Origin of the sequence: Streptomyces sp. NPDC057287 (assembly GCF_042667905.1) — a bacterium.
Classification (GTDB): Bacteria; Actinomycetota; Actinomycetes; order Streptomycetales; family Streptomycetaceae; genus Streptomyces.
Window position 1 is genome coordinate 22,606 of record NZ_JBHUYV010000008.1, and the last position, 24,769, is coordinate 47,374.

General features: G+C 70.8%; 22 protein-coding genes. 10 read left to right on the forward strand and 12 right to left on the reverse strand.

What is annotated here, in order from left to right:
* Positions 1 to 92 precede the first annotated feature (92 nt).
* Positions 93 to 314, forward strand: coding sequence for a DUF6458 family protein (locus tag ACFUNE_RS17065; RefSeq protein WP_031090542.1), 222 nt, complete (start codon positions 93 to 95; stop codon positions 312 to 314).
* A gap of 155 nt (positions 315 to 469) precedes the next feature.
* Here the strand turns inward: ACFUNE_RS17065 and ACFUNE_RS17070 are convergent, their stop codons facing one another.
* Positions 470 to 2,284, reverse strand: coding sequence for an NHL domain-containing thioredoxin family protein (locus ACFUNE_RS17070; protein ID WP_383567849.1), 1,815 nt, complete (start codon positions 2,282 to 2,284; stop codon positions 470 to 472).
* A 64-nt stretch (positions 2,285 to 2,348) separates the two neighbouring features.
* Here ACFUNE_RS17070 and ACFUNE_RS17075 point away from each other — a divergent pair, with 64 nt between their 5' ends.
* Positions 2,349 to 2,843 carry an LURP-one-related/scramblase family protein gene (locus ACFUNE_RS17075; protein ID WP_383567852.1) on the forward strand — a complete coding sequence of 165 codons (495 nt, stop codon included), beginning with the start codon at positions 2,349 to 2,351 and terminating at the stop codon, positions 2,841 to 2,843.
* Between the two features lie 75 nt (positions 2,844 to 2,918).
* On the opposite strand, the gene ACFUNE_RS17080 is transcribed toward ACFUNE_RS17075, so the two are convergent.
* Positions 2,919 to 3,716 carry a carbon-nitrogen family hydrolase gene (locus ACFUNE_RS17080; RefSeq protein ID WP_383567855.1) on the reverse strand — a complete coding sequence of 266 codons (798 nt, stop codon included), beginning with the start codon at positions 3,714 to 3,716 and terminating at the stop codon, positions 2,919 to 2,921.
* Positions 3,717 to 3,916: 200 nt separating this feature from the next.
* On the opposite strand from ACFUNE_RS17080, the gene ACFUNE_RS17085 reads away from it, so the two are divergent.
* The gene (locus tag ACFUNE_RS17085) at positions 3,917 to 4,741 is read left to right on the forward strand and encodes a maleylpyruvate isomerase family mycothiol-dependent enzyme (protein WP_383567858.1); all 825 of its coding nucleotides are present in this window, start codon (positions 3,917 to 3,919) and stop codon (positions 4,739 to 4,741) included.
* A 61-nt stretch (positions 4,742 to 4,802) separates the two neighbouring features.
* Here the strand turns inward: ACFUNE_RS17085 and ACFUNE_RS17090 are convergent, their stop codons facing one another.
* Positions 4,803 to 6,110: a nitrate/nitrite transporter gene (locus ACFUNE_RS17090; RefSeq protein WP_383567861.1), complete on the reverse strand. Its 1,308-nt coding sequence runs from the start codon at positions 6,108 to 6,110 to the stop codon at positions 4,803 to 4,805.
* On the reverse strand, positions 6,107 to 6,790 hold the full coding sequence (locus ACFUNE_RS17095) for a GntR family transcriptional regulator (RefSeq protein ID WP_383567863.1): 684 nt from the start codon (positions 6,788 to 6,790) through the stop codon (positions 6,107 to 6,109). The genes ACFUNE_RS17090 and ACFUNE_RS17095 overlap by 4 nt, the downstream gene beginning before the upstream one ends.
* Positions 6,791 to 7,110: 320 nt before the next feature.
* Here ACFUNE_RS17095 and ACFUNE_RS17100 point away from each other — a divergent pair, with 320 nt between their 5' ends.
* Positions 7,111 to 8,001: a D-alanyl-D-alanine carboxypeptidase family protein gene (locus ACFUNE_RS17100; RefSeq protein WP_383567866.1), complete on the forward strand. Its 891-nt coding sequence runs from the start codon at positions 7,111 to 7,113 to the stop codon at positions 7,999 to 8,001.
* A 67-nt stretch (positions 8,002 to 8,068) separates the two neighbouring features.
* On the opposite strand, the gene ACFUNE_RS17105 is transcribed toward ACFUNE_RS17100, so the two are convergent.
* From ACFUNE_RS17105 to pdhA, 3 genes are read right to left on the reverse strand one after another with little or no spacing between them, the layout of a single operon-like run.
* Complete coding sequence (locus ACFUNE_RS17105; RefSeq protein WP_383567869.1) at positions 8,069 to 9,463, reverse strand: dihydrolipoamide acetyltransferase family protein; 1,395 nt, start codon at positions 9,461 to 9,463, stop codon at positions 8,069 to 8,071.
* 10 nt (positions 9,464 to 9,473) lie between these two features.
* Complete coding sequence (locus tag ACFUNE_RS17110) at positions 9,474 to 10,454, reverse strand: alpha-ketoacid dehydrogenase subunit beta (protein WP_383567872.1); 981 nt, start codon at positions 10,452 to 10,454, stop codon at positions 9,474 to 9,476.
* 2 nt (positions 10,455 to 10,456) lie between these two features.
* On the reverse strand, positions 10,457 to 11,605 hold the full coding sequence (gene pdhA / locus ACFUNE_RS17115) for a pyruvate dehydrogenase (acetyl-transferring) E1 component subunit alpha (protein ID WP_383567875.1): 1,149 nt from the start codon (positions 11,603 to 11,605) through the stop codon (positions 10,457 to 10,459).
* A 343-nt stretch (positions 11,606 to 11,948) separates the two neighbouring features.
* Here pdhA and ACFUNE_RS17120 point away from each other — a divergent pair, with 343 nt between their 5' ends.
* From ACFUNE_RS17120 to ACFUNE_RS17130, 3 genes are all read left to right on the forward strand, one after another.
* Positions 11,949 to 12,608 (forward strand): response regulator, encoded by a 660-nt coding sequence (locus tag ACFUNE_RS17120; RefSeq protein WP_383567878.1) that lies wholly within the window; start codon positions 11,949 to 11,951, stop codon positions 12,606 to 12,608.
* 85 nt (positions 12,609 to 12,693) lie between these two features.
* Positions 12,694 to 13,206 (forward strand): pyridoxamine 5'-phosphate oxidase family protein, encoded by a 513-nt coding sequence (locus tag ACFUNE_RS17125; RefSeq protein WP_383567881.1) that lies wholly within the window; start codon positions 12,694 to 12,696, stop codon positions 13,204 to 13,206.
* A gap of 25 nt (positions 13,207 to 13,231) precedes the next feature.
* Complete coding sequence (locus ACFUNE_RS17130; RefSeq protein ID WP_383567884.1) at positions 13,232 to 14,293, forward strand: phosphotransferase; 1,062 nt, start codon at positions 13,232 to 13,234, stop codon at positions 14,291 to 14,293.
* Positions 14,294 to 14,323: 30 nt separating this feature from the next.
* On the opposite strand, the gene ACFUNE_RS17135 is transcribed toward ACFUNE_RS17130, so the two are convergent.
* Positions 14,324 to 15,919, reverse strand: coding sequence for a protein kinase (locus ACFUNE_RS17135; protein WP_383567887.1), 1,596 nt, complete (start codon positions 15,917 to 15,919; stop codon positions 14,324 to 14,326).
* Positions 15,920 to 16,213: 294 nt separating this feature from the next.
* Here ACFUNE_RS17135 and ACFUNE_RS17140 point away from each other — a divergent pair, with 294 nt between their 5' ends.
* From ACFUNE_RS17140 to ACFUNE_RS17150, 3 genes are all read left to right on the forward strand, one after another.
* Positions 16,214 to 17,848, forward strand: coding sequence for a protein kinase (locus tag ACFUNE_RS17140; RefSeq protein ID WP_383567890.1), 1,635 nt, complete (start codon positions 16,214 to 16,216; stop codon positions 17,846 to 17,848).
* Positions 17,849 to 18,039: 191 nt separating this feature from the next.
* Entirely contained in the window at positions 18,040 to 18,531 is a 492-nt protein-coding gene (locus ACFUNE_RS17145) for a hypothetical protein (RefSeq protein WP_383567893.1), read from the forward strand.
* Positions 18,532 to 19,205: 674 nt separating this feature from the next.
* Positions 19,206 to 19,754, forward strand: coding sequence for a bacterial proteasome activator family protein (locus ACFUNE_RS17150; protein ID WP_383567896.1), 549 nt, complete (start codon positions 19,206 to 19,208; stop codon positions 19,752 to 19,754).
* 360 nt (positions 19,755 to 20,114) lie between these two features.
* Here the strand turns inward: ACFUNE_RS17150 and ACFUNE_RS17155 are convergent, their stop codons facing one another.
* From ACFUNE_RS17155 to ACFUNE_RS17170, 4 genes are all read right to left on the reverse strand, one after another.
* Positions 20,115 to 21,101 (reverse strand): NAD(P)H-quinone oxidoreductase, encoded by a 987-nt coding sequence (locus ACFUNE_RS17155; RefSeq protein ID WP_383567899.1) that lies wholly within the window; start codon positions 21,099 to 21,101, stop codon positions 20,115 to 20,117.
* A 71-nt stretch (positions 21,102 to 21,172) separates the two neighbouring features.
* Positions 21,173 to 22,315 carry a potassium channel family protein gene (locus ACFUNE_RS17160; protein ID WP_383567902.1) on the reverse strand — a complete coding sequence of 381 codons (1,143 nt, stop codon included), beginning with the start codon at positions 22,313 to 22,315 and terminating at the stop codon, positions 21,173 to 21,175.
* Positions 22,273 to 23,853, reverse strand: coding sequence for a molybdopterin-binding protein (locus ACFUNE_RS17165; protein ID WP_383567905.1), 1,581 nt, complete (start codon positions 23,851 to 23,853; stop codon positions 22,273 to 22,275). The genes ACFUNE_RS17160 and ACFUNE_RS17165 overlap by 43 nt, the downstream gene beginning before the upstream one ends.
* A complete protein-coding gene (locus ACFUNE_RS17170) occupies positions 23,850 to 24,725 on the reverse strand; it encodes an NTP transferase domain-containing protein (RefSeq protein WP_383567908.1) in 876 nt (291 codons plus the stop codon). The genes ACFUNE_RS17165 and ACFUNE_RS17170 overlap by 4 nt, the downstream gene beginning before the upstream one ends.
* Positions 24,726 to 24,769: the final 44 nt, after the last annotated feature.

The window sequence follows — 24,769 nt, forward strand, 5'->3', positions numbered from 1 at the left end:
CCAACCGCTCCCACGGACATGGTTGTTGCCGGGCCGGGTACTCGATCCGTACACCGGCCCGGAGTCACCGGGCCGTCGAGGAGGCGGAAATCATGGGACTCGGAGGATGCATTCTCCTGATCGGTGCCGGGGCGATTCTGGCGTTCGCCACCGACTGGGAAATGGACACCGTCAACGTCGACCTGGTCGGCTGGATCATGATGCTCGTCGGCCTCGTCGGGGTCTTCGTCTACGTGAGCATCGCGCGCCGTCGCCGCATGGTCGTGCCGCCCACCACCACGGTCGTCACGGAGGACGAGCGCCGCTACCAGTGACCTGACGGGCAGGCAGGGCACTGCCGCCCGGCCGACCCGCGCCGCCCGTCGGCGCGCCGTCTCCCGTGGCAGCACGAGGCGCCCAGCGGATCATCCGCCGGGCGCCTCGTGCACGCGCGGGCGGACCGGGCCGCCCTTCGCCGCACTCCGTGCGGTCAGCCCTGCTGCTCGTCCATCCCGGCCAGCACCAGCGGGAGCCTGGACACCCCCGCGGCGGTGACGCTGACGGGGACACCCCAGTCCTGCTGGTGCACATGGCAGGCCGGGTACTCGTTCGCCGGGTCGTCGTCGCAGGACGCCGCCATCGCGGACACGTGCAGGACGCCCTCGGTGAACCCGTCCGCGAGGACCAGGTCGCGGCTCAGATCCGTACCCGGGCCGGACCCTTCCGCCAGCAGCTCCGGTGGGGTCGAGGAGACCAGCAGCCTGGTCGAGGGGCCGTAGCGGGTGTCGAGCTTCTGTCCGGCCGGCGCCTGGAAGACCACGTCCAGCCGCAGCGTCCCCGGGGCGACCTCGGTGGCCGCCCGCCGGGTGCGGTGGGCCCGGTCCGCGACGCGCACAGCCTCCTCGGGGAGCCGCAGCCGGGTCAGCCGGTGCCGTGCGGACTCGACGACGACCAGGTCGCCGTCGACCAGCACCGCATCGCTCGGCTCCCTCAGGTCGGTGGCCAGGGTGGTGACCTCGCCGCTCTCCGGGTCGAAGCGCCGCAGGGCGTGGTTGTAGGTGTCGCTGACGGCGACGGAGCCGTCCGGGAGGGCGGTGACGCCCAGCGGGTGCTGGAGCAGCGCCTGCCCGGCGGGGCCGTCGCGGTGGCCGAAGTCGAAGAGGCCGGTGCCGACGGCGGTGTGGACCGCGCCCTCCAGGTCGACGTAGCGCAGCGAGGAGGTCTCCGAGTCGGCGACCCAGAGGCGGTCGCCGGCGGCGGCCAGGCCGGACGGCTGAGCGAACCACGCCTCGTCGCCGGGGCCGTCGACCAGGCCCTCGTTGGTCGTTCCTGCGGCCACCCGCACCGTGGCCTGCCCGGGGTCGTAGGTCCACAGCTGGTGCACACCGGCCATCGCGATCCACAGCCGGTCGCCGAACCACGCGATGTCCCACGGTGACGACAGGTCCACCTCCGTGGCCGGGCCACTGGTGGCGGACCCCTGCCACCACTGGCGGCCGGTCCCGGCGAGCGTGGTCGTCACACCCGTCGCGAGGTCGAGCGCCCTGATCGCGTGGTTGACCGTGTCCGCGACGGCGATCCGGCCGTCCGGCAGGACGGCGAGTCCCTGGGGCTCGCTGAACCGCGCCTCGTCGGGGCCGCCGTCCGCGAATCCCCGCTCACCGGCGCCGAAGTGGCCCCGCACGGTCTCGCCGTCGGCGTCCAGCTCGACCAGTCGGTGGCGGGTGGTGTCCGAGACGAGGAAGCCTCCACCGGGCAGGGCGAGCGCCTTCCCCGGGAAGCGCAGGTGTGTGGCGACCGGCTCCGGGGCGACGTACGGGCCGTCACCGCGGCGCAGGGTGCCCTTCGCGGCGTGCTCGGTCTCCAGCTCCTCGACCAGCTTCTCGATGGCGTGGGCGTGCCCCTCACCGGCGTGCTGGGCGACGACATAGCCCTCGGGGTCCACGACGACGAGCGTGGGCCAGGCCCGGACGGCGTACTGCTTCCAGGTGGCGAGCTCGGGGTCGTCGAGGACGGGGTGGTGCACCTCGTACCGCTCGACGGCGTCGACGACGGCCTGGTGCTCCGCCTCGTGGACGAACTTCGGCGAGTGGACACCGATGATCACCACGGTGTCGCGGTGCTTCTCCTCCAGCTCGCGCAGCTCGTCGAGCACATGCAGACAGTTCACGCAGCAGAAGGTCCAGAAGTCCAGGATGACGATGCGTCCCCGCAGGTCAGCAAGGGTGTACTGCCGGTCGCCTGTATTGAGCCAGCCGCCCTTGCCGATCAGTTCGGGGGCGCGGACACGTGCACGTGCTGTCATGACACCAGTCAACAGCACCATGGCCTGCGCGCATTCCGGCAGGGCGTCGGGGAACCTGTGATCCATGAGACTTCTCGTACGTGAGCGGCTGCTCGGCATCGGCGACGACTACTGGATCGAGGACGCGGACGGGCGCAAGCTCTTCCTCGTCGACGGCAAGGCCATGCGGATCCGCGACGCCTTCGAGCTGAAGGACACGGACGGCCGGGTACTGGTGGAGATCCGCCAGAAGCTGATCAGCCTGCGCGACACCATGCTCATCGAGCGCGGCGGCGAGAAGCTCGCCCAGGTCAAGCGGAAACGGCTCTCGCTCCTGCGCAACCACTACCGGGTGACCCTGGTGGACGGCACCGAGCTGGACGTCAGCGGCAAGATCCTGGACCGGGAGTTCGCCGTCGACTACGACGGCGAACTGCTGGCGCAGATCTCCAGGCGATGGCTGAGCGTCCGCGACACCTACGGCGTCGACATCGTGCGGGAGGACGCCGATGTGCCCCTGCTCATCGCGGTGGCGGTCTGCGTGATCGCCCTCGCGGACAAGGAACACGACGAGGACTGACTGGACCGGCTCTCCCGGACCGCCGGTGGCCCGGTTTCACGTGAAACCGGGCCACCGGGAAGACGGACGTACGACTCAGGGGAGGCGCCGGGGGGCGATGCCCAGACGGCGGTCCTTGAGTGCCGGGAACTGCTCCCGCGTGGTGGTGGCCTTCGCCGGGTCGAACTCCACGGTGAGCACCTCCTCGTCGGCCCCGGCCTCGGCGAGCACCTCGCCCCAGGGGTCGACGACGATGCTGTGGCCCGCCTGCTGGACCCTCGCGTGGGTGCCCGCGGACCCGACGGCCAGGACGTACGCCTGGTTCTCCACGGCCCGGGCCTGCGCCAGCAGCGTCCAGTGCGAGCGACGGCGCTCCGGCCAGCCGGCCGCGACGACCATGGTCTCGGCCCCGGCGTCGACGAGCCCGCGGAACTGCTCGGGGAAGCGCAGGTCGTAACAGGTGGCGAGGCCGAGCGTGGTCTCCGGCAGAGCGACGGTCACGAGCTCCTCACCGGCCCCCATCATCACCGCCTCGCCCTTGTCGAAGCCGAACCGGTGGATCTTCCGGTACGACGCGGCCCGCTCGCCCTCGGGCGAGAACACCAGCGAGGTGTTGTAGAGGGTGCCGTCCTCGGCACGCTCCACGAAGGAACCGGCATGCAGCCAGACGCCGGCCTCGGCAGCCGCCTTCGCCATGATCTCGTGCGTGGGCCCGTGCAGGGGCTCGGCCTCGTCGGCGAACGTGGTGTAGGCGAAGGCCCCGACCATCCAGAGCTCGGGAAGGACGACGAGGTCCGCGCCCCGCTGGGCCACGACCAGTGAAGCCGCGCGCTCTCTACGGGAATTGACCGATTCATCCTGGTTTACAGCGATCTGGATGAGAGAGGCGTGCACACTACCACCGTCCTGGCATGGGAGCCGTCAACGCGGGCCTACGATCGTCACACGAAAGCACTGCCGGGGTGCCTGCTCGCAGCGTAACTTAGCGAGCGAACCTCCCACGCAGCCCGCAGACAGCACCGTCGGTGCCGGCCATCCCGTCGGCACTCCCCTGCTCGCCAGCCCATGCACCGCAGAACCGCACGAGGGGTCCCGTGACCGTCCATCCCAGCCTCCAGACCTATGCCGACGCCTGGACCCACTCCATCGAGTCGATAGCCGAGCTGGTCAAGCCACTCGCCGAGGGGGAGTGGAACCGCCGGACCCCCTGCCCGGGCTGGTCGATACGCGACATCGTCTCGCACGTCATCGGCATGGAGTGCGAGCAGCTCGGCGACCCCCGTCCGATCCACACGCTGCCGCGCGACCTCTACCACGTGCAGAACGACCACCAGCGCTACATGGAGATGCAGGTCGACGTACGGCGCCACCACACGGCGCCGGAGATGACCTCGGAGCTCGACTACACGCTCATCCGGCGCATGCGGCAGCTGCGCAACGAGTCGCGCGACCCCGAGACCATGGTGCGGGCGCCCCTCGGCGCCGAACAGACGCTGGAACTGGCCCTGCGCATGCGCGCCTTCGACGTCTGGGTGCACGAGCAGGATCTGCGTACGACGCTGGGGCAGCCCGGCAACCTGGATTCCCCCGGCTCCCTGATCGTCCGGGACACGCTGCTGGTCGGTCTGGCGAAGGTCGTCGCCAAGGACGCGGGCGCGCCGCCCAACTCGGCCGTGGTCTTCGATGTGCACGGCCCTCTGGAGTTCCTGCGCACGGTCAGGGTCGACGGCGAGGGGCGCGGCTCGGTCGACGGTGCGCCGTCGCTGGGGCCCGCGGCGACCCTGGCGATGGACTGGGAGACGTACTACCGGCTGGCCTGCGGCAGGGTCCGGGCCCAGGCCGTGGAGGACCTCGTCAAGATCGACGGCGACCAGGACCTGGGCGCCGAGATCCTGCGCCACTTCGCCGTGACCCCGTAGCGCGGCACCCGGCGCCACCCCTCCGTCGGCGGCCCCGGGCGGGCCCGCCGACGGGGCGCGTTCAGGCCGGCACGTGCACGGCTTCGACCCGGCTGACGACGTGGTGGTCGCGTTCCCTGTGCGTGGCGCCGGCGTGCAGCCGCAGGATCTGCACGACGCCGAGCGCCTCCAGGACGAAGACCGAGGCGAACGCCACGCGGTAGTTGTCCCCGGTCGCGTCCAGCAGGACCCCGACCGCGAAGAGGGTCGTCATCGAGGCGACGAAACCGCCCATGTTGACGATCCCGGAAGCCGTGCCCTGGCGCTCCGGCGGATTGGCGGGGCGGCCGAAGTCGAACCCGATCATCGACGCCGGGCCGCAGGACCCCAGCACCAGGCACAGGGTGATGAGCAGCCACATCGGCGCGTGGTCACCGGGGTAGAAGATGGTGGTCGCCCAGAGCACCGCGGTCATCGCGACCGTACCGAGGGCCAGCGGGGCGCGCGCCGCGTGGTGACGGGCGATGATCTGCCCGTAGACGAGCCCCACCACCATGTTGGAGAGCACCACCAGGGTGAGCAGCTCACCGGCGGTACCCCTGCTCAGCCCCTGCGCCTCGACGAGGAACGGCATGCCCCACAGCAGCAGGAAGACCATGGCGGGGAACTGGGTGGTGAAGTGCACCCACATGCCCAGGCGGGTGCCCGGCTCCCTCCAGGAGGCGGCGATCTGCTTCCGCACGTACGCCGCTCCGGCATGCTCGGCGGGCGGTGGTTCATGGCCCTCGGGGTGGTCCTTGAGGAAGAGGAGCAGCAGCACCAGCACCACCACGCCGGCCAGCGAACTGCCCACGAAGGTCGCGGTCCAGCCGAACCCGTGAAGTGCGCGGGCGATGAAGAGCGTCGAGACGAGGTTGCCGGCCATCCCGAAGAGCGCGGCCACCTGCCCGATCAGCGGCCCCCGCCGGGCCGGGAACCACCGGGCGCCGAGCCGGAGCACGCTGATGAAGGTCATCGCGTCGCCACAGCCGAGCAGCGCGCGGGAGGCGAGCGCCGTGCCGTACGAGGGCGAGAGCGCGAAACCGAGCTGCCCCAGGGTGAAGAGCACGACCCCGATGGTGAGGACCTTCTTGGTGCCGAGCCGGTCGACCATCAGGCCCACGGGTATCTGCATGCCCGCGTAGACGAGCAGCTGAAGGATGGAGAACGTCGACAGGGCGGAGGCGTTGACGTCGAAGCGGTCGGCCGCGTCGAGACCAGCGACCCCGAGGCTCGTACGGAAGATGATGGCGACGAAGTAGACCGCGACGCCGATGCCCCAGACCCGGGCGGCACGCCGGCCACCGGGCGGATCTCCGGGCAGGGAGAGAGTGGGAGCGGGAAAGCTCATCGGTCATCACCCCGGACCAGCACCCTGACCCGGCTGACATGGCGTCGTACGACCTGGGCGGCACCTTCCGCGTCGCCCGCCCTGATGGCCTCCAGCAGCTCACCGTGCTCGGTGAGGTTGGCGGCGATCCTGCCGGGGTGCGCCTCCATCACGGCGACGCCCATCCGGAGCTGACGGTCGCGGAGCTGGTCGTAGAGGCGCGAGAGGATCTCGTTGCCCGCGTTCTTCACGATCTCGGCGTGGAAACAGCGGTCCTTGACCGACACCGCAGCCAGATCGCCCGCCTCGGCGAGCTCCCGCTGCTCCTCCAGGAGCTGTTCGAGCCGGGCGATCAGCCGGTCCGGTGCGGGCACGGCCTTGCGCGCGGCGAACTCCTCGACGAGCAGCCGGGTCTCCACCACGTCGGAGATCTCCTGCGCGGAGACCGCGAGGACGAGGGCGCCCTTCTTCGGGTAGAGCTTGATCAGGCCCTCGACCTCCAGGCGGAGCAGCGCTTCCCGCACCGGGGTCCTGGACACGCCGACGGCCTCGGCGAGATCGCCCTCGGTGAGGAGCGTGCCGCCCTCGTAGCGGCGGTCGAGGACCGCTTCCTTGATGTGCGTGTAGACGCGCTCGGCCGCGGGCGGGGGCTTGGGCTGTGCCTTGTGGGCAACGGGGACGGCGGAAGGTGCAGCAGGCATGCACACAGCATAGATACAAGATGCGTACGTGCGCTGCCCCGTCCGCGATCCGGACCCCGCGCACCGGCGCTCCGCCCGCACCCCGCACCCGTACACCCGCCGCCCCGGCTCCGACGGCACTCGCCGCCCCGCCCGCGAAGCCGTCGCACGCGCCTCGGGCACCCCCCTCCGCACCCCGGTCCGGAAGCGGCCCATATGATCCGTCCACCCGGAAACGGATTCACCCTTTCGAGAGCACATCCATCCGGCCACCTCACGAGTCTCACCACCAAGCGGCACCCTCATGTAGCCGCATTTCAGGTGTATTTGGAGTATTCGACTTGAAAATCGGCCTTAAGGACATAAACCGAGCAACCGTCGTGGCACTCACCACGGGTGCCGTCCTCGCGAGCGGGGCATTCGCCTCCGCGGCCCAGGCAGCCACACCGCCGACGCCCACGATCACCGCCAAGGGCGGATTCGTGATGAACAACAGCACCTCGAAGACGCTCTTCGGCAAGGCCGCGGACACCCGCCGCTCCACCGGCTCGACGACGAAGATAATGACCGCCAAGGTGGTGCTGGCGCAGAAGAACCTGAACCTCGACGCCAAGGTCACGGTCCAGAAGGCGTACAGCGACTACATCGTCTCGAAGACCGCCTCGTCGGCCCGGCTCATCGTCGGCGACAAGGTCACGGTCCGCCAGCTCCTGTACGGCCTCATGCTGCCGTCGGGCTGCGACGCCGCCTACGCCCTCGCCGACAAGTTCGGGTCCGGCTCCACGCGTGCCGCCCGGGTGAAGTCGTTCATCGGCAAGATGAACACGGACGCGAAGGCTCTGGGCCTCAAGAACACCCACTTCGACTCCTTCGACGGCATCGGCAGCGGCTCGAACTACTCGACGCCCCGCGACCTGACGAAGATCGCCTCCGGCGCGATGAAGAACTCCACGTTCCGCACGATCGTGAAGACGAAGTCGACGAAGCAGAAGGTCACGACCAAGACCGGCGGCTACCGCTACATGTCGTGGTCCAACACCAACGCCATGCTGGGGAGTTACACCGGCATGATCGGTGTGAAGACCGGTTCGGGCCCGACCGCCAAGTACTGCCTGGTCTTCGCCGCGACCCGCAACGGCAAGACGGTCATCGGGACCGTCCTCACCTCGACGTCCGCGACCACCCGGACCGCCGACGCCAAGAAGCTGCTGGACTACGGCTTCAAGAAGTAGACCGCCAGGAGCACACGCGAAAGGGGGCCCTCCGCATCACGCGGCGGGCCCCCTTCCATATGGCTCGCTATGCCCAGGTGATCAGACGCTTCGGCTGCTCCAGGATCGCCGCGACGTCCGCGAGCACCCTGGAGCCCAGCTCTCCGTCGACCAGCCGGTGATCGAAGGAGAGCGCGAGCGTGGTCACCTGACGGGGCTTCACCTTGCCCTTGTGGACCCAGGGCTGGAGCTTGATGGCCCCGACCGCCAGGATCGCGGACTCGCCCGGATTCAGGATCGGCGTCCCCGTGTCGACGCCGAAGACGCCGACGTTGGTGATGGTGACCGTGCCGCCGGCCATAGCGGCCGGGGAGGTCCTGCCGTCGCGCGCCGTGGAGACCAGCTCGCCCAGCGCCTCGCCCAGCTGGGGCAGGGTCCTGTCGTGCGCGTCCTTGATGTTCGGCACGATCAGGCCGCGCGGTGTGGCGGCGGCGATACCCAGATTGACGTAGTGCTTCTGCACGATCTCCTGGTTGGCCTCGTCCCAGGCGGCGTTGATGCCCGGGTTGCGCCTGATCGCGACCAGGAGGGCCTTGGCGATGATCAGGAGCGGATTGACCCGCACCCCCGCCATGTCCTTGTCCTCCTTGAGCTCCGCCACGAGCTTCATCGTGCGCGTCACGTCGACGGTCACGAATTCGGTGACGTGCGGCGCGGTGAAGGCACTGCCGACCATGGCCTGCGCGATGGCCTTGCGCACGCCCTTGACCGGGATACGGGTCTCCCGCCCGGCCGTGTCGGCGGGGGCGGAGGCCGGCGCGGGCGCGACGACGGGCTGAGCGGGGGCCTCGGCAGGGGCCGGCGCGGCAGCCGCGTGGACGTCCTCGCGGGTGATGACCCCGCCCTCGCCCGTCGGAGCGACCGTGGCGAGGTCGATGCCCAGGTCCTTGGCCAGCTTGCGCACCGGCGGCTTGGCGAGCGGGCGGCTGTCCGGGACCTTCGTGCCGTGGCCGTTGATCTCCGCCTGGATCGCGGCAGCGGCCGGCCCCGGGATCTCGACACCCTTGCGGGCACGGCGCTTGGTGGAGGTCTCCGCCACGCCGTAGCCGACCAGCACCGGCGTGCGGCCCTTGGGCGCTTCCGGTTCCGCTTCCGCGGCGGGTTCCGCCACGGGCTGCTGCACCGTGTCCTGCGCGGCCGGGGCGTCACCGCTGCCGGGCGCCACGTCCACCGCGATGATCACCTCGCCGACGTCGACGGTCGTGCCCTCGGGGAAGCGCAGCTCGTGCACCACCCCGTCGAACGGGATCGGCAGCTCGACCGCGGCCTTGGCCGTCTCGACCTCGCACACGACCTGGCCGTCGGTGACGGTGTCGCCGGGCTGGACGAACCACTTGAGGATCTCCGCCTCGGTCAGCCCCTCGCCCACATCGGGCATCTTGAACTCACGGAAACGAGCAGACGTTTCGGTCATCGTCGTCACGACCCTCTCCTCAGTACGCCAGCGAGCGGTCGACGGCGTCGAGCACCCTGTCGAGACCCGGCAGGTACTCGTCCTCGAGCCTGGCCGGCGGGTAGGGGACGTGGTAGCCGCCGACCCTCAGCACGGGTGCTTCGAGGTGGTAGAAGCAGCGCTCGGTGATCCGGGCCGCGATCTCGGCCCCGGACCCGTAGAACACCGGCGCCTCGTGGACCACCACGAGCCGGCCCGTCTTCTCGACCGAGGTCTGCACGGCGTCGAAGTCGATCGGGGACATCGACCGCAGGTCCAGGACCTCGATCGACTTGCCCTCCTCCTGCGCCGCGGCGGCCGCCTCCAGGCAGACCTTGACCATCGGGCCGTACGCGACGAGCGTGAGGTCGGAACCCTCTCGGGCCACAGCGGCCTTGTGGAGCGGGCCGGGGATGGACTCGGTGTCGAGCTCCCCCTTGTCCCAGTACCGCCGCTTGGGCTCGAAGAAGATGATCGGATCGTCGCTCTGGACGGCCTGCTGCATCATCCAGTAGGCGTCGCTCGCGTTGGAGGGCGAGACGACCTTCAGGCCCGCGACGTGCGCGAACAGGGCCTCGGGCGACTCGCTGTGGTGCTCGACGGCACCGATGCCGCCGCCGTACGGGATGCGGACGACGACCGGCATCTTGATCTTGCCGAGTGCGCGGGCGTGCATCTTGGCGAGCTGCGTGACGATCTGGTCGTACGCGGGGAAGACGAAGCCGTCGAACTGGATCTCGACCACCGGGCGGTAGCCCCGCAGGGCCAGGCCGATCGCCGTACCGACGATGCCGGACTCCGCGAGCGGGGTGTCGATGACCCGGTCCTCGCCGAAGTCCTTCTGGAGTCCGTCCGTGATGCGGAAGACCCCGCCGAGCTTGCCCACGTCCTCACCCATGATGAGGACCTTGGGGTCGGTCTCGAGAGCCTTGCGCAGCGACTCGTTGAGCGCCTTCGCGATGGACATCTTCTCGGTGGCCATGGCTAGTTGCCCTCCTCGGCGAACGATGCCTGGTAGGCGGCGAACTGGGCGCGCTCCTCGTCGACGAGCGGACTGCCGTCGGCGTAGGCGTGATCGAAGATCGCCAGCCGTTCCGGGTCGGGCATGGCCCGCACCGTCTCGCGCACCCGCTTGCCGAGGGCCTCGCTCTCCTCCTCCAGAGCGGCGAAGTACGCCGCGTCGGCGAGCTCCTGCTTCTCCAGGTAGGCACGCAGCCGCAGGATCGGGTCCTTGGCCTCCCAGGCCACCCGCTCCTCGTCCGCCCGGTACTTGGTCGGGTCGTCCGAGGTGGTGTGGGCGCCCATCCGGTAGGTGAACGCCTCGACGAGGGTGGGGCCCTCGCCCCGGCGGGCACGCTCCAGCGCCGACCTGGTGACGGCCAGGCACGCCAGCACGTCGTTGCCGTCGACCCGGACACCGGGGAAGCCGAAGCCCTGCGCGCGCTGGTAGAGCGGCACGCGCGTCTGCTTCTCGGTCGGCTCCGAGATCGCCCACTGGTTGTTCTGGCAGAAGAACACGACGGGGGCGTTGTAGACGGCGGAGAAGGTGAACGCCTCCGACACGTCGCCCTGGCTGGAGGCGCCGTCACCGAAGTACGCGACGACCGCCGAGTCCGCGCCGTCCTTGGCGACGCCCATGGCGTAGCCGGTGGCGTGCAGGGTCTGCGAGCCGATGACGATCGTGTACAGGTGGAAGTTGTTGGTGTTGGGGTCCCAGCCGCCGTGGTTCACACCGCGGAACATCCCGAGCAGATTGGTCGGGTCGACGCCACGGCACCAGGCGACGCCGTGCTCACGGTAGGTCGGGAAGACGTAGTCGTCGTCACGCAGAGCCCGGCCCGAGCCGATCTGCGCGGCCTCCTGGCCCAGCAGCGAGGCCCACAGGCCCAGCTCGCCCTGACGCTGCAGCGCGGTGGCCTCGGCGTCGAAGCGGCGGGTCAGGACCATGTCCCGGTAGAGGCCCCGGAGCTCGTCCGCGCTCAGGTCGATCTCGAAGTCCGGGTGCTCGACGCGCTCACCCTCCGGCGTCAGCAGCTGTACCAGCTGGGGCTCGGAACTCTGTGGCGTCTTCGCGGCGCTGGTCCGCTTGCTGCTGCGTCGCGGTTTGCGCGCGGCAGTGCTCTCCACGGTCACGTGCGTGCTCCTCCGTCGGTCCGGCCCCCGGGATGGCCGGGAACCAGTGCGGCTCGCCTGTCCGGACCCGTGCACGGGGTGGGTGCCGCTCGGCCGGAACAGGCGTGACAGGTGCCCCGGCGAGCGTCCTGTCATAGGCACGTTACCCAGTGCATCGCATAACTGCGAAACACCTTGTGACCTGCGATTTTGCTTGGATTTCCAAGTAAATCGCAAAAATCGTGAACTCCCGCTGGTCACAGCACTGGCAACGGCCCTGCAGGCGGCCGGAACAACGGCACGTTATCCCGGCCGACAGCCGCAGGGAAGGGCGGACGGGAAAGGAATATGTGAGACTGCGAAGGTGCGCGAAGAAGGAAAAATCACGGTATTCCTGCTCGATGATCACGAAGTCGTCCGGCGCGGCGTCCACGAGCTGCTCTCCGCCGAGGAGGACATCGAGGTCGTCGGCGAGGCGGGCACGGCCGCGGACGCGCTCGCGCGCATCCCGGCGACCCGGCCCGACGTCGCCGTCCTGGACGTACGGCTGCCGGACGGGAGCGGGGTGGAGGTCTGCCGGGAGGTCCGCTCCAAGGATGAGGACATCAAGTGCCTGATGCTCACGTCGTACGCCGATGACGAGGCCCTCTTCGACGCGATCATGGCGGGCGCCTCGGGGTACGTGCTGAAGGCCATCCGGGGCAACGAGCTGCTCAGTGCCGTGCGCGACGTGGCGGCCGGCAAGTCCCTGCTGGACCCCGCGGCCACCGCCCGCGTGCTGGAGCGACTGCGCGAGGGCAAGGACGGCAAGGGCGACGACCGGCTGGCGGGCCTGACCGACCAGGAACGCAAGATCCTCGACCTGATCGGCGAGGGGCTCACGAACCGGGTGATCGGCGAGCGGCTGCACCTCGCCGAGAAGACCATCAAGAACTACGTCTCCAGCCTGCTGTCCAAGCTGGGCATGGAGCGGCGCTCGCAGGCCGCGGCGTACGTGGCGAGGCTCCAGGCCGAGAAGCGCTGAACGGTCCGGGCAGGGACTTTGGTCCCGGACCGCCGGGGGCGGCGGACCCTTACACGGCTCCTACGCGTCGCGGAGAGTGGGACGCATGCTTTCCTCCCGCCCCTCCGACACCGGAACCGCGACGGGCTCCGGGCCCTCCGACGCCGGAACCGCGGCAGGCTCCGGGCCCTCCGGCCCCCCGGCCTCCTCCGTCGCGGAGAAGCTCCGCGCGATCGAGCTGCTCGGCAGCGTCCGCTACGGCCGGCTGGCCATGAGCATGCGGGCCCTGCCCTTCCTGGCCGTGGCCCGGCACCTGGTGGTCGAGGGCGGCGTGATTCTGCGGATGCACCGGGGCCTCGGCTTCCACGAGTCCTGCGACGGAAGCGTCGTCGCCTACGGGGCGGACAACTTCAACTCCCCCGCACCCGTCGGCGGGGAAGACCTCTGGTCGGTGCAGTTCACCGGCCCCGCCGAGCTCGTGCACCCGGCCCCCGAGCAGCGCGAACGCTTCGGGACCGGCCCGTCCGCGGTGAACGGCGAACACTTCGATCCGGTCTACCTCCGGCTCGACCCCCGCCTCTCCCATATGCACACTCTGGCCTTCGACGCAAGTACGTAAGCCCGGACACGTAGCGTCACCTAACATGTGGCGAGTGCTGCGCTCATCTGTGACCCTCCCGCCTGTCCCTCCGGTCGGCGAGGTCCTGCGCCGCTACCCGGACGCCGGTGAGCCCCTCGCCTGCGAACCGCTCAGCAAGGGCCTGCTCAACCACGGCTACCGCGTCTCCACCACTCGGGGCTCGTACTTCCTCAAGCACCACCTCGACAAGCACCACCTCGACGACGCCAGCGGCGATCACGCCACGATCGTCCGGCAGCACAGGGCGACCCAGCAGCTGCACTCCCTCGGCGTGCCGGTGGCCCCGCCCCTCGCGGACACACACGGTGACACGGTCACGGTGATCGACGGCGAGCGCTACGCCCTGCACCGCTGGGTGGACGGCCTCCACCGTGACGGCGCCCAGCTGACGACAGCCCAGTCACGCCGGCTCGGGTCGCTCCTCGGAGCCGTACACATGGGGCTGGAGCAGGTCATGGAGGCGGACCCGCCGCCTTCCGTACGGGGGCAGAGCACGAGCCCCGACCCCGCCGACACCTTCACGCTGATCGACGAGCTGCTGACGGCCGCGCGGCGCCCGGGTCCCCGGGACGCCTTCGACGAGCTCGCCGTACACCGTCTCGTCGAACGCCGCGCCCTGCTGGAGCAGCACGCGCACCGCCGGCCGCCCACGCCCGAGGGTTCCGCAAAGGGGTGGGTGCACGGTGACTTCCACCCGCTGAACCTGCTCTACCGGGGCGCCGACCCCGTGGCGATCGTGGACTGGGACCGGCTCGGCGTGCAGCCGCGCGCCGAGGAGGCCGTGCGCGCCGCGGCGATCTTCTTCGTCCGGCCGGACGGGGAGCTGGCGCTGGAGAAGGTGCGGGCTTACGCCCGCGCGTACCGGCGGTCGGCGGGCGCCGGGGCGGCCGAGCTGGCGGCCGCGGTGCACCGGGTGTGGTGGGAGCGCCTCAACGACTTCTGGATACTGCGCTGGCGCTACCGCCTACACGACCGCAGGGCCGACCCGCAGTTCCCTGCGGTGTCGGCCCTGGCGGTGTGGTGGACGCGCGAGTACGAGGCGGTCGGGGAGGCCTTCACGGGGTGAAGGGCGCGTCACCGCCCGGTGACGCCTGCCTCACTCTCCCGTGGTGCCCGTGCCCGCGGCGGCACCCGCCGCGGTACCGGCCGCGGTCCCTGTCGTGGTGCCCTCCGTCGTCGTACCCGCGTCATCGCCGGTGCCGCCGTCCTCGGTGCCGCCGTCGGCGGCACCACCGTCGTCACCGGTGCCGCCGTCCGTCGTGGTGCTGCCGCCGTCGCTCGGAGCCGGTGTCGTGGGCGTCTCCGTCGGCTCCTTGGTCGGCTTCGTCGGTTCGTTCGTCGGGGTCCACGTCGGTTCCTCCGTGGGCCACGTCTGACCGCCCGTGGAGCTGTCCGGCTCCTCGGTCTCCTCCGTCTCCTCGTCCGTGGGCTCCGCCGAGGACGGGGTCGACGAGGGGGAGACCGAGGTGGAGGGCGAGACCGGCGTCTTCTTCTTGCCGCCGTCGTCGTTCGCCGCCTGGAGGGCGAAAGCGACACCCGCGCCGATCGCGATCAGCGCGAGCAGGACGAACAGCCACATCTTGCCGCGGCCGCCGCCGCTGTTGTGACGGCCGCCCGCGTACGCACCGTCGTCCGGGTTCATGGGCGGCAGGATCGGGCCCTGCGACGTGTCCCCGTGCATGGGGTGCCCCATGGCCGTCGTGCCGCCGCCCATGCCCATCGCCGCGGTGTGGCCGGCGTCGTGCGCGCTGACCGGACCGGTGTTCCACGTGCCCGTGTGCCCGCCCTGGACCTGGAGCATCTGCAGGCTGTACTGGACGAGGCCGCGCATCTCCTCGGCGCTCTGGAACCGGTCGTCCGGGTCCTTCGCCAGGGAGCGCATGACGAGCCCGTCCAGCTCCGGGGGGACGGATCCGGCCGTCTGGGAGGGCGGGACCGGCATGTCCTGGACGTGCTGGTAGACCACCGAGAGCGGGGTCTCACCCGTGAACGGGGGCCGCAGTGCGAGCAGTTCGTAGAGCAGGCAGCCGGTGGCGTACAGGTCGGAGCGGTGGTCGACCGCCTTGCCGAGCGCCTGCTCGGGGGAGAGGTACTGCGGCGTGCCCATGACCATGCCGGTCTGGGTCATCGTCGACTGGGCGCCGTGCAGCGCGCGGGCGATGCCGAAGTCCATCACCTTGACCGCGCCGGAGTGCGTGATGATCACGTTCGCCGGCTTGATGTCACGGTGCACGATGCCGTGCTGGTGGGAGTAGGCCAGGGCCTCCAGGACGCCCGAGACGATGATCAGCGCCTGCTCGGGCGGCGGTGCCTCCGCCTCGAGCAGCAGGTCGCGGATGGTGTTGCCCTCGACGAGCTCCATCACGATGTACGGGACGGTCGACCCGCCCACGACGTCCTCACCGGAGTCGTACACGGCGACGATCGCATGGTGGTTCAGCCCCGCCACCGACTGCGCCTCACGCGTGAAGCGGGCCTTGGAGACCGGATCCTCGGCGAGGTCGGAACGGAGCAGCTTCACCGCCACCGTGCGTCCCAGACGGACGTCCTCCGCGGCATAGACCTCGGCCATGCCGCCGCGGCCGAGCCGGTGGGTCATGCGGTAACGGCCGTCCCCGACCACACCGCCGACACCCCAGGAGTCGGTGCCATCCGAAACTCCGCCGCCGTTTGCTTCGGATTCGGGTGCCATCAGTCCTCGCCGTCGTATCTGTCCGCGCGTCCGCGGGTTCTCACGGTGCCTTGCTGCATTGCCACGTCACGCTACAGGCTCTGCCCGACACACCGGTTTTCAGAGTGACGGGCCATCCAATCGGCTCGCGCGCCGTCCGCGCAAATTCGGTGCGCTTCCTGTAACGCTTCCGAGACGCTTCTTGTGCGTAGGGTCACGGAACGGGCACCCGGCTTGACGTGTCGTACCCCTCGGGCAGACTTGGCCCGTCACAGGGATGATCGCGTCTGTCGGGCGCCGAGGGGGATGCAAGTCATGAGCCACGACGGCGCACAGGGGCGCTACGCGGGCGGTTCCGTGGCCGGCGGCCGCTACCAGCTGCGCGACCTGCTCGGCGAGGGCGGCATGGCGTCCGTCTACCTCGCGTACGACTCAGCCCTCGACCGCCAGGTCGCCATCAAGACACTGCACACGGAGCTGGGACGCGAGCAGTCCTTCCGCGAGCGCTTCCGGCGCGAGGCGCAGGCCGTCGCCAAGCTGCAGCACACCAACATCGTCTCGGTGTTCGACACGGGCGAGGACGAGCTCGGCGGCGCACTGATGCCGTACATCGTCATGGAGTACGTCGAGGGGCAGCCGCTCGGCTCCGTGCTCCAGTCGGACATCCAGCAGTACGGCGCGATGCCGGCCGACAAGGCGCTCAAGGTCACGGCCGACGTGCTCGCCGCCCTGGAGACCAGCCACGAGATGGGCCTGGTCCACCGCGACATCAAGCCCGGCAACGTGATGATGACCAAGCGCGGCGTCGTCAAGGTCATGGACTTCGGCATCGCCCGGGCCATGCAGTCGGGCGTCACCTCGATGACCCAGACCGGCATGGTCGTCGGCACGCCGCAGTACCTCTCCCCCGAGCAGGCGCTCGGCCGCGGCGTCGACGCGCGCTCCGACCTGTATTCGGTCGGCATCATGCTCTTCCAGCTGCTCACGGGACGCATCCCGTTCGACGCGGACTCGCCCCTGGCCATCGCGTACGCGCACGTGCAGGAGGAGCCGGTCGCCCCTTCGAGCATCAACCGGTCGATCACACCCGCGATGGACGCCCTCGTCGCCCGCGCCCTGAAAAAGAACCCGAACGAGCGCTTCCCGAGCGCGGCGGCCATGCAGGACGAGATCGCGCGCGTGCTGAACGCGAGCGGCCCCGCCGGCGCCCCGGTGATCATCGGCGGGGGCTCCCCGGCGAACAGCGGCTCCGGCGTCGGCTCGGCGGTCTTCCCGCCCGTCGACCAGGCGGCCCCGGCACCGCACAGCGTGCAGACGCCGTATCAGCCCCACCTCCACCAGCAGCACCAGCCGGGTCCGTACGGCGCGCCGACCCCCGCTCCCACGCCGGGTTACGGCTACCCGCAGGCGGCCCAGCCGTACGGGACGCCGGGGCAGCACCTGGGGAACCAGACACCGCCGCCGTACACGATGGCGCCGCACACGGCGCCGGGCTCAGGCGGCAGCGGCGGATCCAGGCGGAACATGCCGGTCGTCGTGGGGTCGATCGTGGTCGCCCTGGTCGCGATCGGCGGGCTCGTCGCCTTCCTGAACATGAACGACGACCCGGAGAACGGCAAGGGTGGCGACCCGAGCTCCAGCGAGTCCACCGTGGCCGGCGAGCACAAGCCTCCGGAGCGGAACCGGACGATGGACGAGGAGGACTGCACCGACGCCACGGAGGACACGGACGACCCGGCGAAGGTCCAGGCGCCCAACTTCGTCTACAAGGACATCAACTCGGCGAAGTCCTGCGCCGCAGCGGCGGGCTGGACGGTCAAGGTCATCGAGGTGGAGGGCAACACCTACGCCGAGGACCAGGTCATCGACCAGTTCCCGACCCCGGGCACGGCCGTGGCGGAGCGGGGAGCCCACTTCGAGCTGCGGATCGCGACGGGCGACCCGGCCTGACCTGCTGACCCAAGGCCCGACCTGCCGACCGGCCCGACCTGCCGACCTGTCTGACCTGCTGCCCCGGCTGATCTGCTGACGCGGCTGATCTGCCGACCGGCCCGCCGGGGCTGATCTCCCCGCGCGGTCGGTGCGCGGCGTGCGGACGCACTCGGGATGCCGGACATATCCGGGCGTGTGACGCTGATCCCATGCCTCCAGGACTCCCGGCTTCACGGTGCGTGGTCTGTCTGGTGACGGCAGTCGGGATGGCACTCGGCCCCGGCGCCTGGGCGAACGCGGACGGCGGAACCGTGGCGTCCGTACACCCCGGGCAGCTGGCACCCGCGAAGCCTCCGGGCAGCCCTTCCCCCGCCGCGAGTCCCTCCGCCGAGGAGTCGGCCCTGGCGGGGCGGCAGGCCGGGGAGGGGCGGGCACGGCCGGGACGCCCGCTCTCGCCTCTCGAAGCCGCGAGCTCCGAAGCCGCGGCGGACGAGGTGCCGCCGGACCCGGACCCCGTGGAGGTGCCCGCGTTCACACCTCCGCCCGGCGCGTTCCCCGAGCCGGGCGAGACCCCGCGGCAGCGGCAGGCACTGGACGAACCCGCCGCACGTCGGGTGCGGGATGTGTCGCTGGGCAGCGGAATCGCCCTGGTCGGCATGGGACTGGCGTTCCTGGCGCTCCGCATGCGCCGCGCGAGCTGAGGCCGCCGGCCGACCGCCGCCCGGAGTACTCCGCACGCCCCGCCGCACGCTCGGGATCCGCATGATCCTTCGGCGGGGCGCCGTGAAGCGCTTGAGCCTGCATACGGAGGCCTGCGGGAGCGTCTGATCCTGCGCACACGCCTGCGAACGCCGAGCAGCAGGCGAAGCCGACTGTGTTCGCGCAGGTCGGGCCCGGGTGTACCTCAGTCGCCCGGCGGCCCGGTCGAGCGACGGAATCCTGGTCCTGCTGATCGGCCTGCTGATCATCGCCTGTTCGCGGGCGGGGTGACTGTGGGCACCGTTGCGATCACCACCGACCGGCGGCGGCCCTGCGGCTGTTCGGCCTGTGGGAGGCGAAGGCCGCCGGAGCGGGCGCAGCCCATGGGTTCCTGCCGTCATGCGGGAGCAGTTCATGGGCTCCGCACACGCCCATCGTCCTGCCGTGGGAGGCACCCCGGGCTGCCGGCCATGCTTCGTGCCGGTGGTGGCGGGGCTGCTGACCGCGGCGTTCACCGGGGTCGCGGACGGCTCCGGCACGGCGCGCCGGGTGGCAGCGTCCGCTGACCGGACGTGCCGGTGCCTCCGAAGACGTGCCGATGCCTCCGGAGAAGGGTGATCAACCCTTTCCGGGGGCACCACCATGTGGTGACGTCCGTGTGCGAGACAATGGCGTCATGGAGATGCCGAGGAATGAACGGTCGCAGGAGCACCCCCAAGTCCTCGTGGTGGGGCAGGACGGAATGGCCATCGGCGGTGGTGGCGGTGACGACGAGTCGCGCGAGGTCCCGGTGACGGAGATGGTCGAACAGCCCGCGAAGGTCATGCGCATCGGCAGCATGATCAAGCAGCTTCTGGAGGAGGTCAGGGCGGCTCCTCTCGACGAGGCGAGCCGGGTCAGGCTGAAGGAGATCCACGCGAGCTCGGTGAAGGAGCTCGAGGACGGTCTGGCACCGGAGCTCGTCGAGGAGCTGGAGCGGCTCTCCTTGCCGTTCACCGAGGAGTCCGTCCCCTCCGAAGCCGAGCTGCGGATCGCGCAGGCCCAGCTGGTCGGATGGCTGGAGGGCCTCTTCCACGGCATTCAGACGGCGCTGTTCGCCCAGCAGATGGCGGCCCGTGCGCAGCTCGAGTCCATGCGCCGCGCCCTTCCCCCGGGCGTCGGCCACGAGGACGAGGAGGGCGGCGCCGATCCGCACGGACCGGCGCGCTCGGGCCCGTATCTGTAGGCCTCAGCTCCCGACTCCCACCGACCGCGGTACGCACCGGGGCCCGGCACACGCTCTGTGTGCCGGGCCCCGGCGTCTGCCCGTGGGAGCTGGTGCGGCGCCTGCCGTGAGGGTTACGTGGCGCCTGCCTGCCGTGAGGGTTACGTGGCGCCTGCTTGCCGTGAGGGTTACGTGGCGCCTGCTTGCCGAGGCGCCACGCGGGTCGCCCCAGGTCACTCACTCGCGGATGTCCCGCTCGCGGGTCCCTCGCTCGCTGGTCCGTCCCTCACGTCGCCCGCTCGTGTCAGGCCTGCTTGTGTCCACACCGGCTCCTGTCAGGCCTGCTCGTGTCCACGCCCGCTCGTGTCGCGCGAGTTCACCTCAGGCCTTCGGGGCGGCCAGGAGGATCTTGCCGATGTGGCTGCTGGACTCCATCAGCCGCTGAGCCTCCGCCGCCTCCGCCATGGGCATCGTGCGGTCCACGACCGGGCGGACGACGCCGTCGGCGAGCAGCGGCCACACGTGCTCGCGTACCGCGGCGATGATCGCGGCCTTCTCCGCGAGCGGCCGCGCGCGGAGCGACGTCGCCGTGACAGCGGCTCGCTTGCTCAGCAGAGCGCCCAGGTTCAGCTCGCCCTTGGCACCGCCCTGGAGCCCGATGATGGCGAGACGGCCGTTCACCGCCAGCGCGCGTACGTTCCGGTCCAGATACTTCGCGCCGACGATGTCGAGGATCACGTCCGCTCCGGCACCGTCCGTCGCCTTGCGCACCTCCTCGACGAAATCCTGCTCGCGGTAGTCGATGAGGATGTCGGCGCCGAGTTCCTGGCAGCGCGCCAGCTTCTCGGGGCCTCCCGCCGTCACCGCGACCCGCGCGCCGACGGCCTTGGCGAGCTGGATGGCCATCGTGCCGATGCCGCTGGACCCGCCGTGGACCAGGAGGGTCTCGCCGGGGCGCAGGTGGGCCACCATGAAGACGTTGGACCAGACCGTCGCCGTCACTTCGGGCAGCGCAGCGGCCTGCGTGAGGTCCACGCCGTCGGGCACGGGCAGCAGCTGGCCGACCGGGACGGCGACCTTCTCCGCGTATCCGCCGCCCGCGAGGAGCCCGCAGACCTCGTCGCCCACGGACCATCCGGTCACCCCGGGGCCGAGCGCCGCGATGCGGCCCGAACACTCCAGGCCGGGGTAGGGGGAGGCGCCGGGCGGAGGGTTGTAGAAGCCCTGCCGTTGCAGGACATCGGCACGATTGACCGCGCTGGACACGACCTCGACGAGGACTTCGCCCTCGCCTGGTACGGGATCGGGGACCTCGGCCCATACGAGCGCTTCGGGGCCGCCGGGTTCGGGGATCGTGATCGCATACATGGCCGCGAGGCTACTCCGTGCAGAGTCCCGGACGGGGGCGGACCTGCATGCGTCGCGCCCCGGTCCGGTTCCTAGGAGCGCTGGTTGGGCTGTTGCGGATGGCTCAACGGTGAGACGTGGAGCGGAGAAGCCCGCACAATCGTGATCACCCGGTCCGTCAGCTGCAGGGGGCTGGCTGCCGGATCGTCGTAACCGATCAGCCGATGACCGCGCAGGACGCTGACCACCAGGTCGTCGGTCTCCCGGACGTTCTTGCCCACCTCGGCCTTTATCACCGGCCGTTCGACGAGATCGAGGCCGCTGCCCTGCTGGATGAGGTCCTCCATCACCGTGCCCGCACTGGGGCTGAGGACGGAGAGACCCAGCAGACGGCCCGCCGCACTCGCGCTGGTGATCACCGCATCGGCGCCGGACTGCCGCAGCAGCGGCGCGTTCTCCTCCTCGCGCACGGCAGCGACGATCTTCGCCCCCCGATTGAGCTGTCGCGCGGTCAGGGCGACCAGCACGGCGGTGTCGTCCCGCTGTGTGGCGATGATGATCTGACGGGCCTTCTGCACCTCGGCGCGCAGCAGCACGTCACTGCGTGTCGCGTCCCCCAGCACGCCCACGAAACCCTCGGCGTTGGCCGCCTCGATCACCTTGCCGGCCGGGTCGACGATGACGATCTGGTCCTTTTTCAGACCGGTGGCGCAGAGTGTCTGGATCGCAGAGCGGCCCTTCGTGCCGAAGCCGACGACAACGGTGTGTTCACGCAAGTTGCTTCTCCAACGATTCAGCCGGAAGTCCTCCCGGGTCCGTTCCGTCAGGACCTCGAGGGTGGTGCCGACCAGGATGATCAGGAAGAGCACGCGCAACGGCGTCACCAGCACCACGTTGACGAGCCGCGCCGGGTCGCTGTACGGGACGATGTCACCGTAACCGGTGGTCGACAGCGTCACCGTCGCGTAGTAGACCGCGTCGAGGAAGTCGACCTTGTTGTCGGCGTTGTCGTGGTATCCGCCCCGGTCGGCCCAGACGATGAAGACCGTGGTGGCCAGCACCGTGAGAGCCATCGCCAGGCGCTTGGCCACCTGGCGCAGCGGCCGGTCGACCACACGCCGGGGCAGGAGCACCCGGGTCGGAACGACGTGCTCGTCTGCGCGCCTGGCCATTGCGTCGTGGCCGGGAAGTTTCACGTGAAACACCCTTCTGTCCACGGCGACGCCGAGGCCCACGGTAGATCGAGGATCTCCACCTCGGTGCCGGACCGTACCCCGCCGGGCGGCACCACGGCCAGCCCGTCCGCGGCAGCGATGCCCCGGAGCATCGCGGGCCCGTTGTAGTGGAGGGGTACAACGCTGTCGTCGCGGTGGACCACGGGGATCAGCCGGGTGTCATACGGATGTCCATGCACCTCTTCATGGACCGGCGCGCGATAGCGGTCCTGAGCGTGCCTGCCGGCGATTCCCCGGATCAGAGGTTCCGCGAGCGTCAGCAGCCCGGACACCGCGGCAAGCGGGTTCCCCGGCAGGCCCACCAGGAGGGGGCCGCCCTCGGGGAGCCGCGCCAGCAACATGGGATGGCCGGGACGTACGGCGACCCCGTCGACCAGCAGCTCGGCACCGATCTCGGCCAGGACCGGATGAACATGGTCCACCGGCCCGGCAGCCGTCCCGCCCGTGGTGAGGATCAGATCGGCATCGGAGGAGGCGAGAGCCCGGCGGAGCGCCTCGGCGTCGTCGCCGAGCCGCCTGGGTTCCGCGACATCCGCGCCCAGAGCGCGGATCCAGGGGGCCATCATGGGGCCGAGCGCGTCACGGATCAGCCCGTCACGTGGCAGCCCTGACGTGAGCAGTTCGTCACCGAGGACGAGGACGTCGACGCGCGGCCTGGGTACGGCGACGAGGGCGTCGTACCCGGCGGCAGCGGCCAGACCGAGAACAGGCGGGGTCACCACGGTTCCGACGGGCAGGAGCTCGTCGCCGGACCGGCACTCCTGGCCGCGGGGCCGGATGTCCTGGCCCGGGACGACCTCACGTGTGGGGTGCAGCAGCCGCTTTGCCTCGTCGTGGTGGGCGTGCTCGCTGCGGATCACGGCGGTGGCGTCCGCCGGAAGGCGTGCACCGGTGGCGATCCGCACGGCGTGCCCGTCGGGGAGCGGCTCCGTGGATCCGCGTCCGGCGAGCAGCCCTTCCCCCTCCCGTACGGTCCAGGGCCCCGGGCCCGCGACGACCCAGCCGTCCATGGCCGAAGTGTCGAACGACGGCAGATCGGTGAGCGCGAGCACGGCCTCGGCCAGTACGTGCCCGAGAGCCCGGTCCAGGGGAAGCCGGTGTGACGCCAGGGGCGCGGTATGCCCGAGGCGCTCCGCCAGGGCGCGCGCCCCTACCCAGGCGGTGGCCGCGGCGCGATGGACGTGCGGCGCTTCCGGGGAGCCGTGGCCCGACGGGGCTCCGTGACGTCCGGGCGGTCCGGAGACAGGCGAGCCCGGCGCCAGGGAACCCGAGGCACTGGAGCCCGGGGCGCCAAAGCCCGGTGCGGGGGAGCCCGAAGGCGGACTGGTGGGCAGGCCTGTCCTCGTCGGCACCGACGGGGAGTCCGGGGCTCTCCCACCGGAACGGTCCGCCGGAGCCGTATCACCGGACCGGTCCCCAGAGGTGTCGGCGGCGTACGGCCGGTGTCCGACGATCGCCAGGGCCTGCTCGACTGCCCGCTCCTCCTCGGCCGCCCGCGCCTCCTCGGCCGTGCGCGCCTCGCCTCCGTGCGCGGTCATGGCGTTCCGGGCCCGCTGCCCGCCTGCGTTTCCTCCTCCCACCGGAGCGCGAGGGCAGTCGCCTTGCGGGAAGCTTCCGCGACCGCTTCGGCAGCCTCCTCCGCACTCTTGCCACTGCTTGCCATCGCTGCCGCGTACCCCACGAGGAAGGTGGTCAGCGGGGCGGCGGGGCGTGCGACGCCGTGGGCGGCATCGCGGGCGAGATCGAGCAGAACGCCGGTGTCGACGTCGAGTTCGATGCCCAGTTCGTTCTTGACTGCGGTGATCCATTCGTCCAGCACGGTCCCATGCTCCCTGATCCGCGCCCTGGCGGCAGCAATGTCTTCCCAGGTGTCGCAGTCGAACGAGGCGAGAGGTCCGGCCGGGACCCTGGTCAGATCGAGCTCGGCCGTCAGCAACCGAAGCGGAAGGCCGGCGAGGCTGCCGTGTTCGGTGGCGAGAAGCGCGAGCTCACGACGGAGCGGCTCGCCCCGGTACACCGCGACCAGCGGCTGGTCCCGGCCGTCCCCGTCGGTGCACAGGGCCCCTTCACACGTTCCCGTCCGCGCCGCGGCCAACAGGGAGCGCACGGTCCCCTCCTCCAGGAACGGGAGATCCGCGGAGAGCACCAGGACGCTCTCCGCCTCCGTGTGCCGTACGCCGGCACCGAGCGCGGCCAACGGGCCGCCACCCTCCGGCACTTCACGCGTCCAGGTGACCGGACGCACGGTGGGCCTGCGCCCGCCCACCACCACGGTGGATCGGGCTCCGGCACATACGGCGAGAACCCGGTCGAGCAGCGCACGGCCGCCCACACGGAGCCCTGGTTTGTCGGCTCCCCCGAGGCGCTTCGCGGCCCCGCCGGCAAGGACGATGGCGTCATACGCGGTCATGCCCCCGAGTATGCGGGCAGCCCGCCCACGACGGTCCTCCGAGG

Excerpts from the sequence above, each read along its gene's own strand:
- ACFUNE_RS17165 (WP_383567905.1), bottom strand. The coding sequence starts at position 23,853 with ATGACCGCGCACGGAGGCGAGGCGCGCACGGCCGAGGAGGCGCGGGCG.
- ACFUNE_RS17070 (WP_383567849.1), bottom strand. The coding sequence starts at position 2,284 with ATGACAGCACGTGCACGTGTCCGCGCCCCCGAACTGATCGGCAAGGGC.
- ACFUNE_RS17140 (WP_383567890.1), top strand. The coding sequence starts at position 16,214 with ATGAGCCACGACGGCGCACAGGGGCGCTACGCGGGCGGTTCCGTGGCC.
- ACFUNE_RS17145 (WP_383567893.1), top strand. The coding sequence starts at position 18,040 with ATGCCTCCAGGACTCCCGGCTTCACGGTGCGTGGTCTGTCTGGTGACG.
- ACFUNE_RS17130 (WP_383567884.1), top strand. The coding sequence starts at position 13,232 with ATGTGGCGAGTGCTGCGCTCATCTGTGACCCTCCCGCCTGTCCCTCCG.
- ACFUNE_RS17090 (WP_383567861.1), bottom strand. The coding sequence starts at position 6,110 with ATGAGCTTTCCCGCTCCCACTCTCTCCCTGCCCGGAGATCCGCCCGGT.
- ACFUNE_RS17095 (WP_383567863.1), bottom strand. The coding sequence starts at position 6,790 with ATGCCTGCTGCACCTTCCGCCGTCCCCGTTGCCCACAAGGCACAGCCC.
- ACFUNE_RS17110 (WP_383567872.1), bottom strand. The coding sequence starts at position 10,454 with ATGGCCACCGAGAAGATGTCCATCGCGAAGGCGCTCAACGAGTCGCTG.
- ACFUNE_RS17150 (WP_383567896.1), top strand. The coding sequence starts at position 19,206 with ATGGAGATGCCGAGGAATGAACGGTCGCAGGAGCACCCCCAAGTCCTC.
- ACFUNE_RS17135 (WP_383567887.1), bottom strand. The coding sequence starts at position 15,919 with ATGGCACCCGAATCCGAAGCAAACGGCGGCGGAGTTTCGGATGGCACC.
- ACFUNE_RS17155 (WP_383567899.1), bottom strand. The coding sequence starts at position 21,101 with ATGTATGCGATCACGATCCCCGAACCCGGCGGCCCCGAAGCGCTCGTA.
- ACFUNE_RS17075 (WP_383567852.1), top strand. The coding sequence starts at position 2,349 with ATGAGACTTCTCGTACGTGAGCGGCTGCTCGGCATCGGCGACGACTAC.
- ACFUNE_RS17125 (WP_383567881.1), top strand. The coding sequence starts at position 12,694 with ATGCTTTCCTCCCGCCCCTCCGACACCGGAACCGCGACGGGCTCCGGG.
- ACFUNE_RS17170 (WP_383567908.1), bottom strand. The coding sequence starts at position 24,725 with ATGACCGCGTATGACGCCATCGTCCTTGCCGGCGGGGCCGCGAAGCGC.
- ACFUNE_RS17065 (WP_031090542.1), top strand. The coding sequence starts at position 93 with ATGGGACTCGGAGGATGCATTCTCCTGATCGGTGCCGGGGCGATTCTG.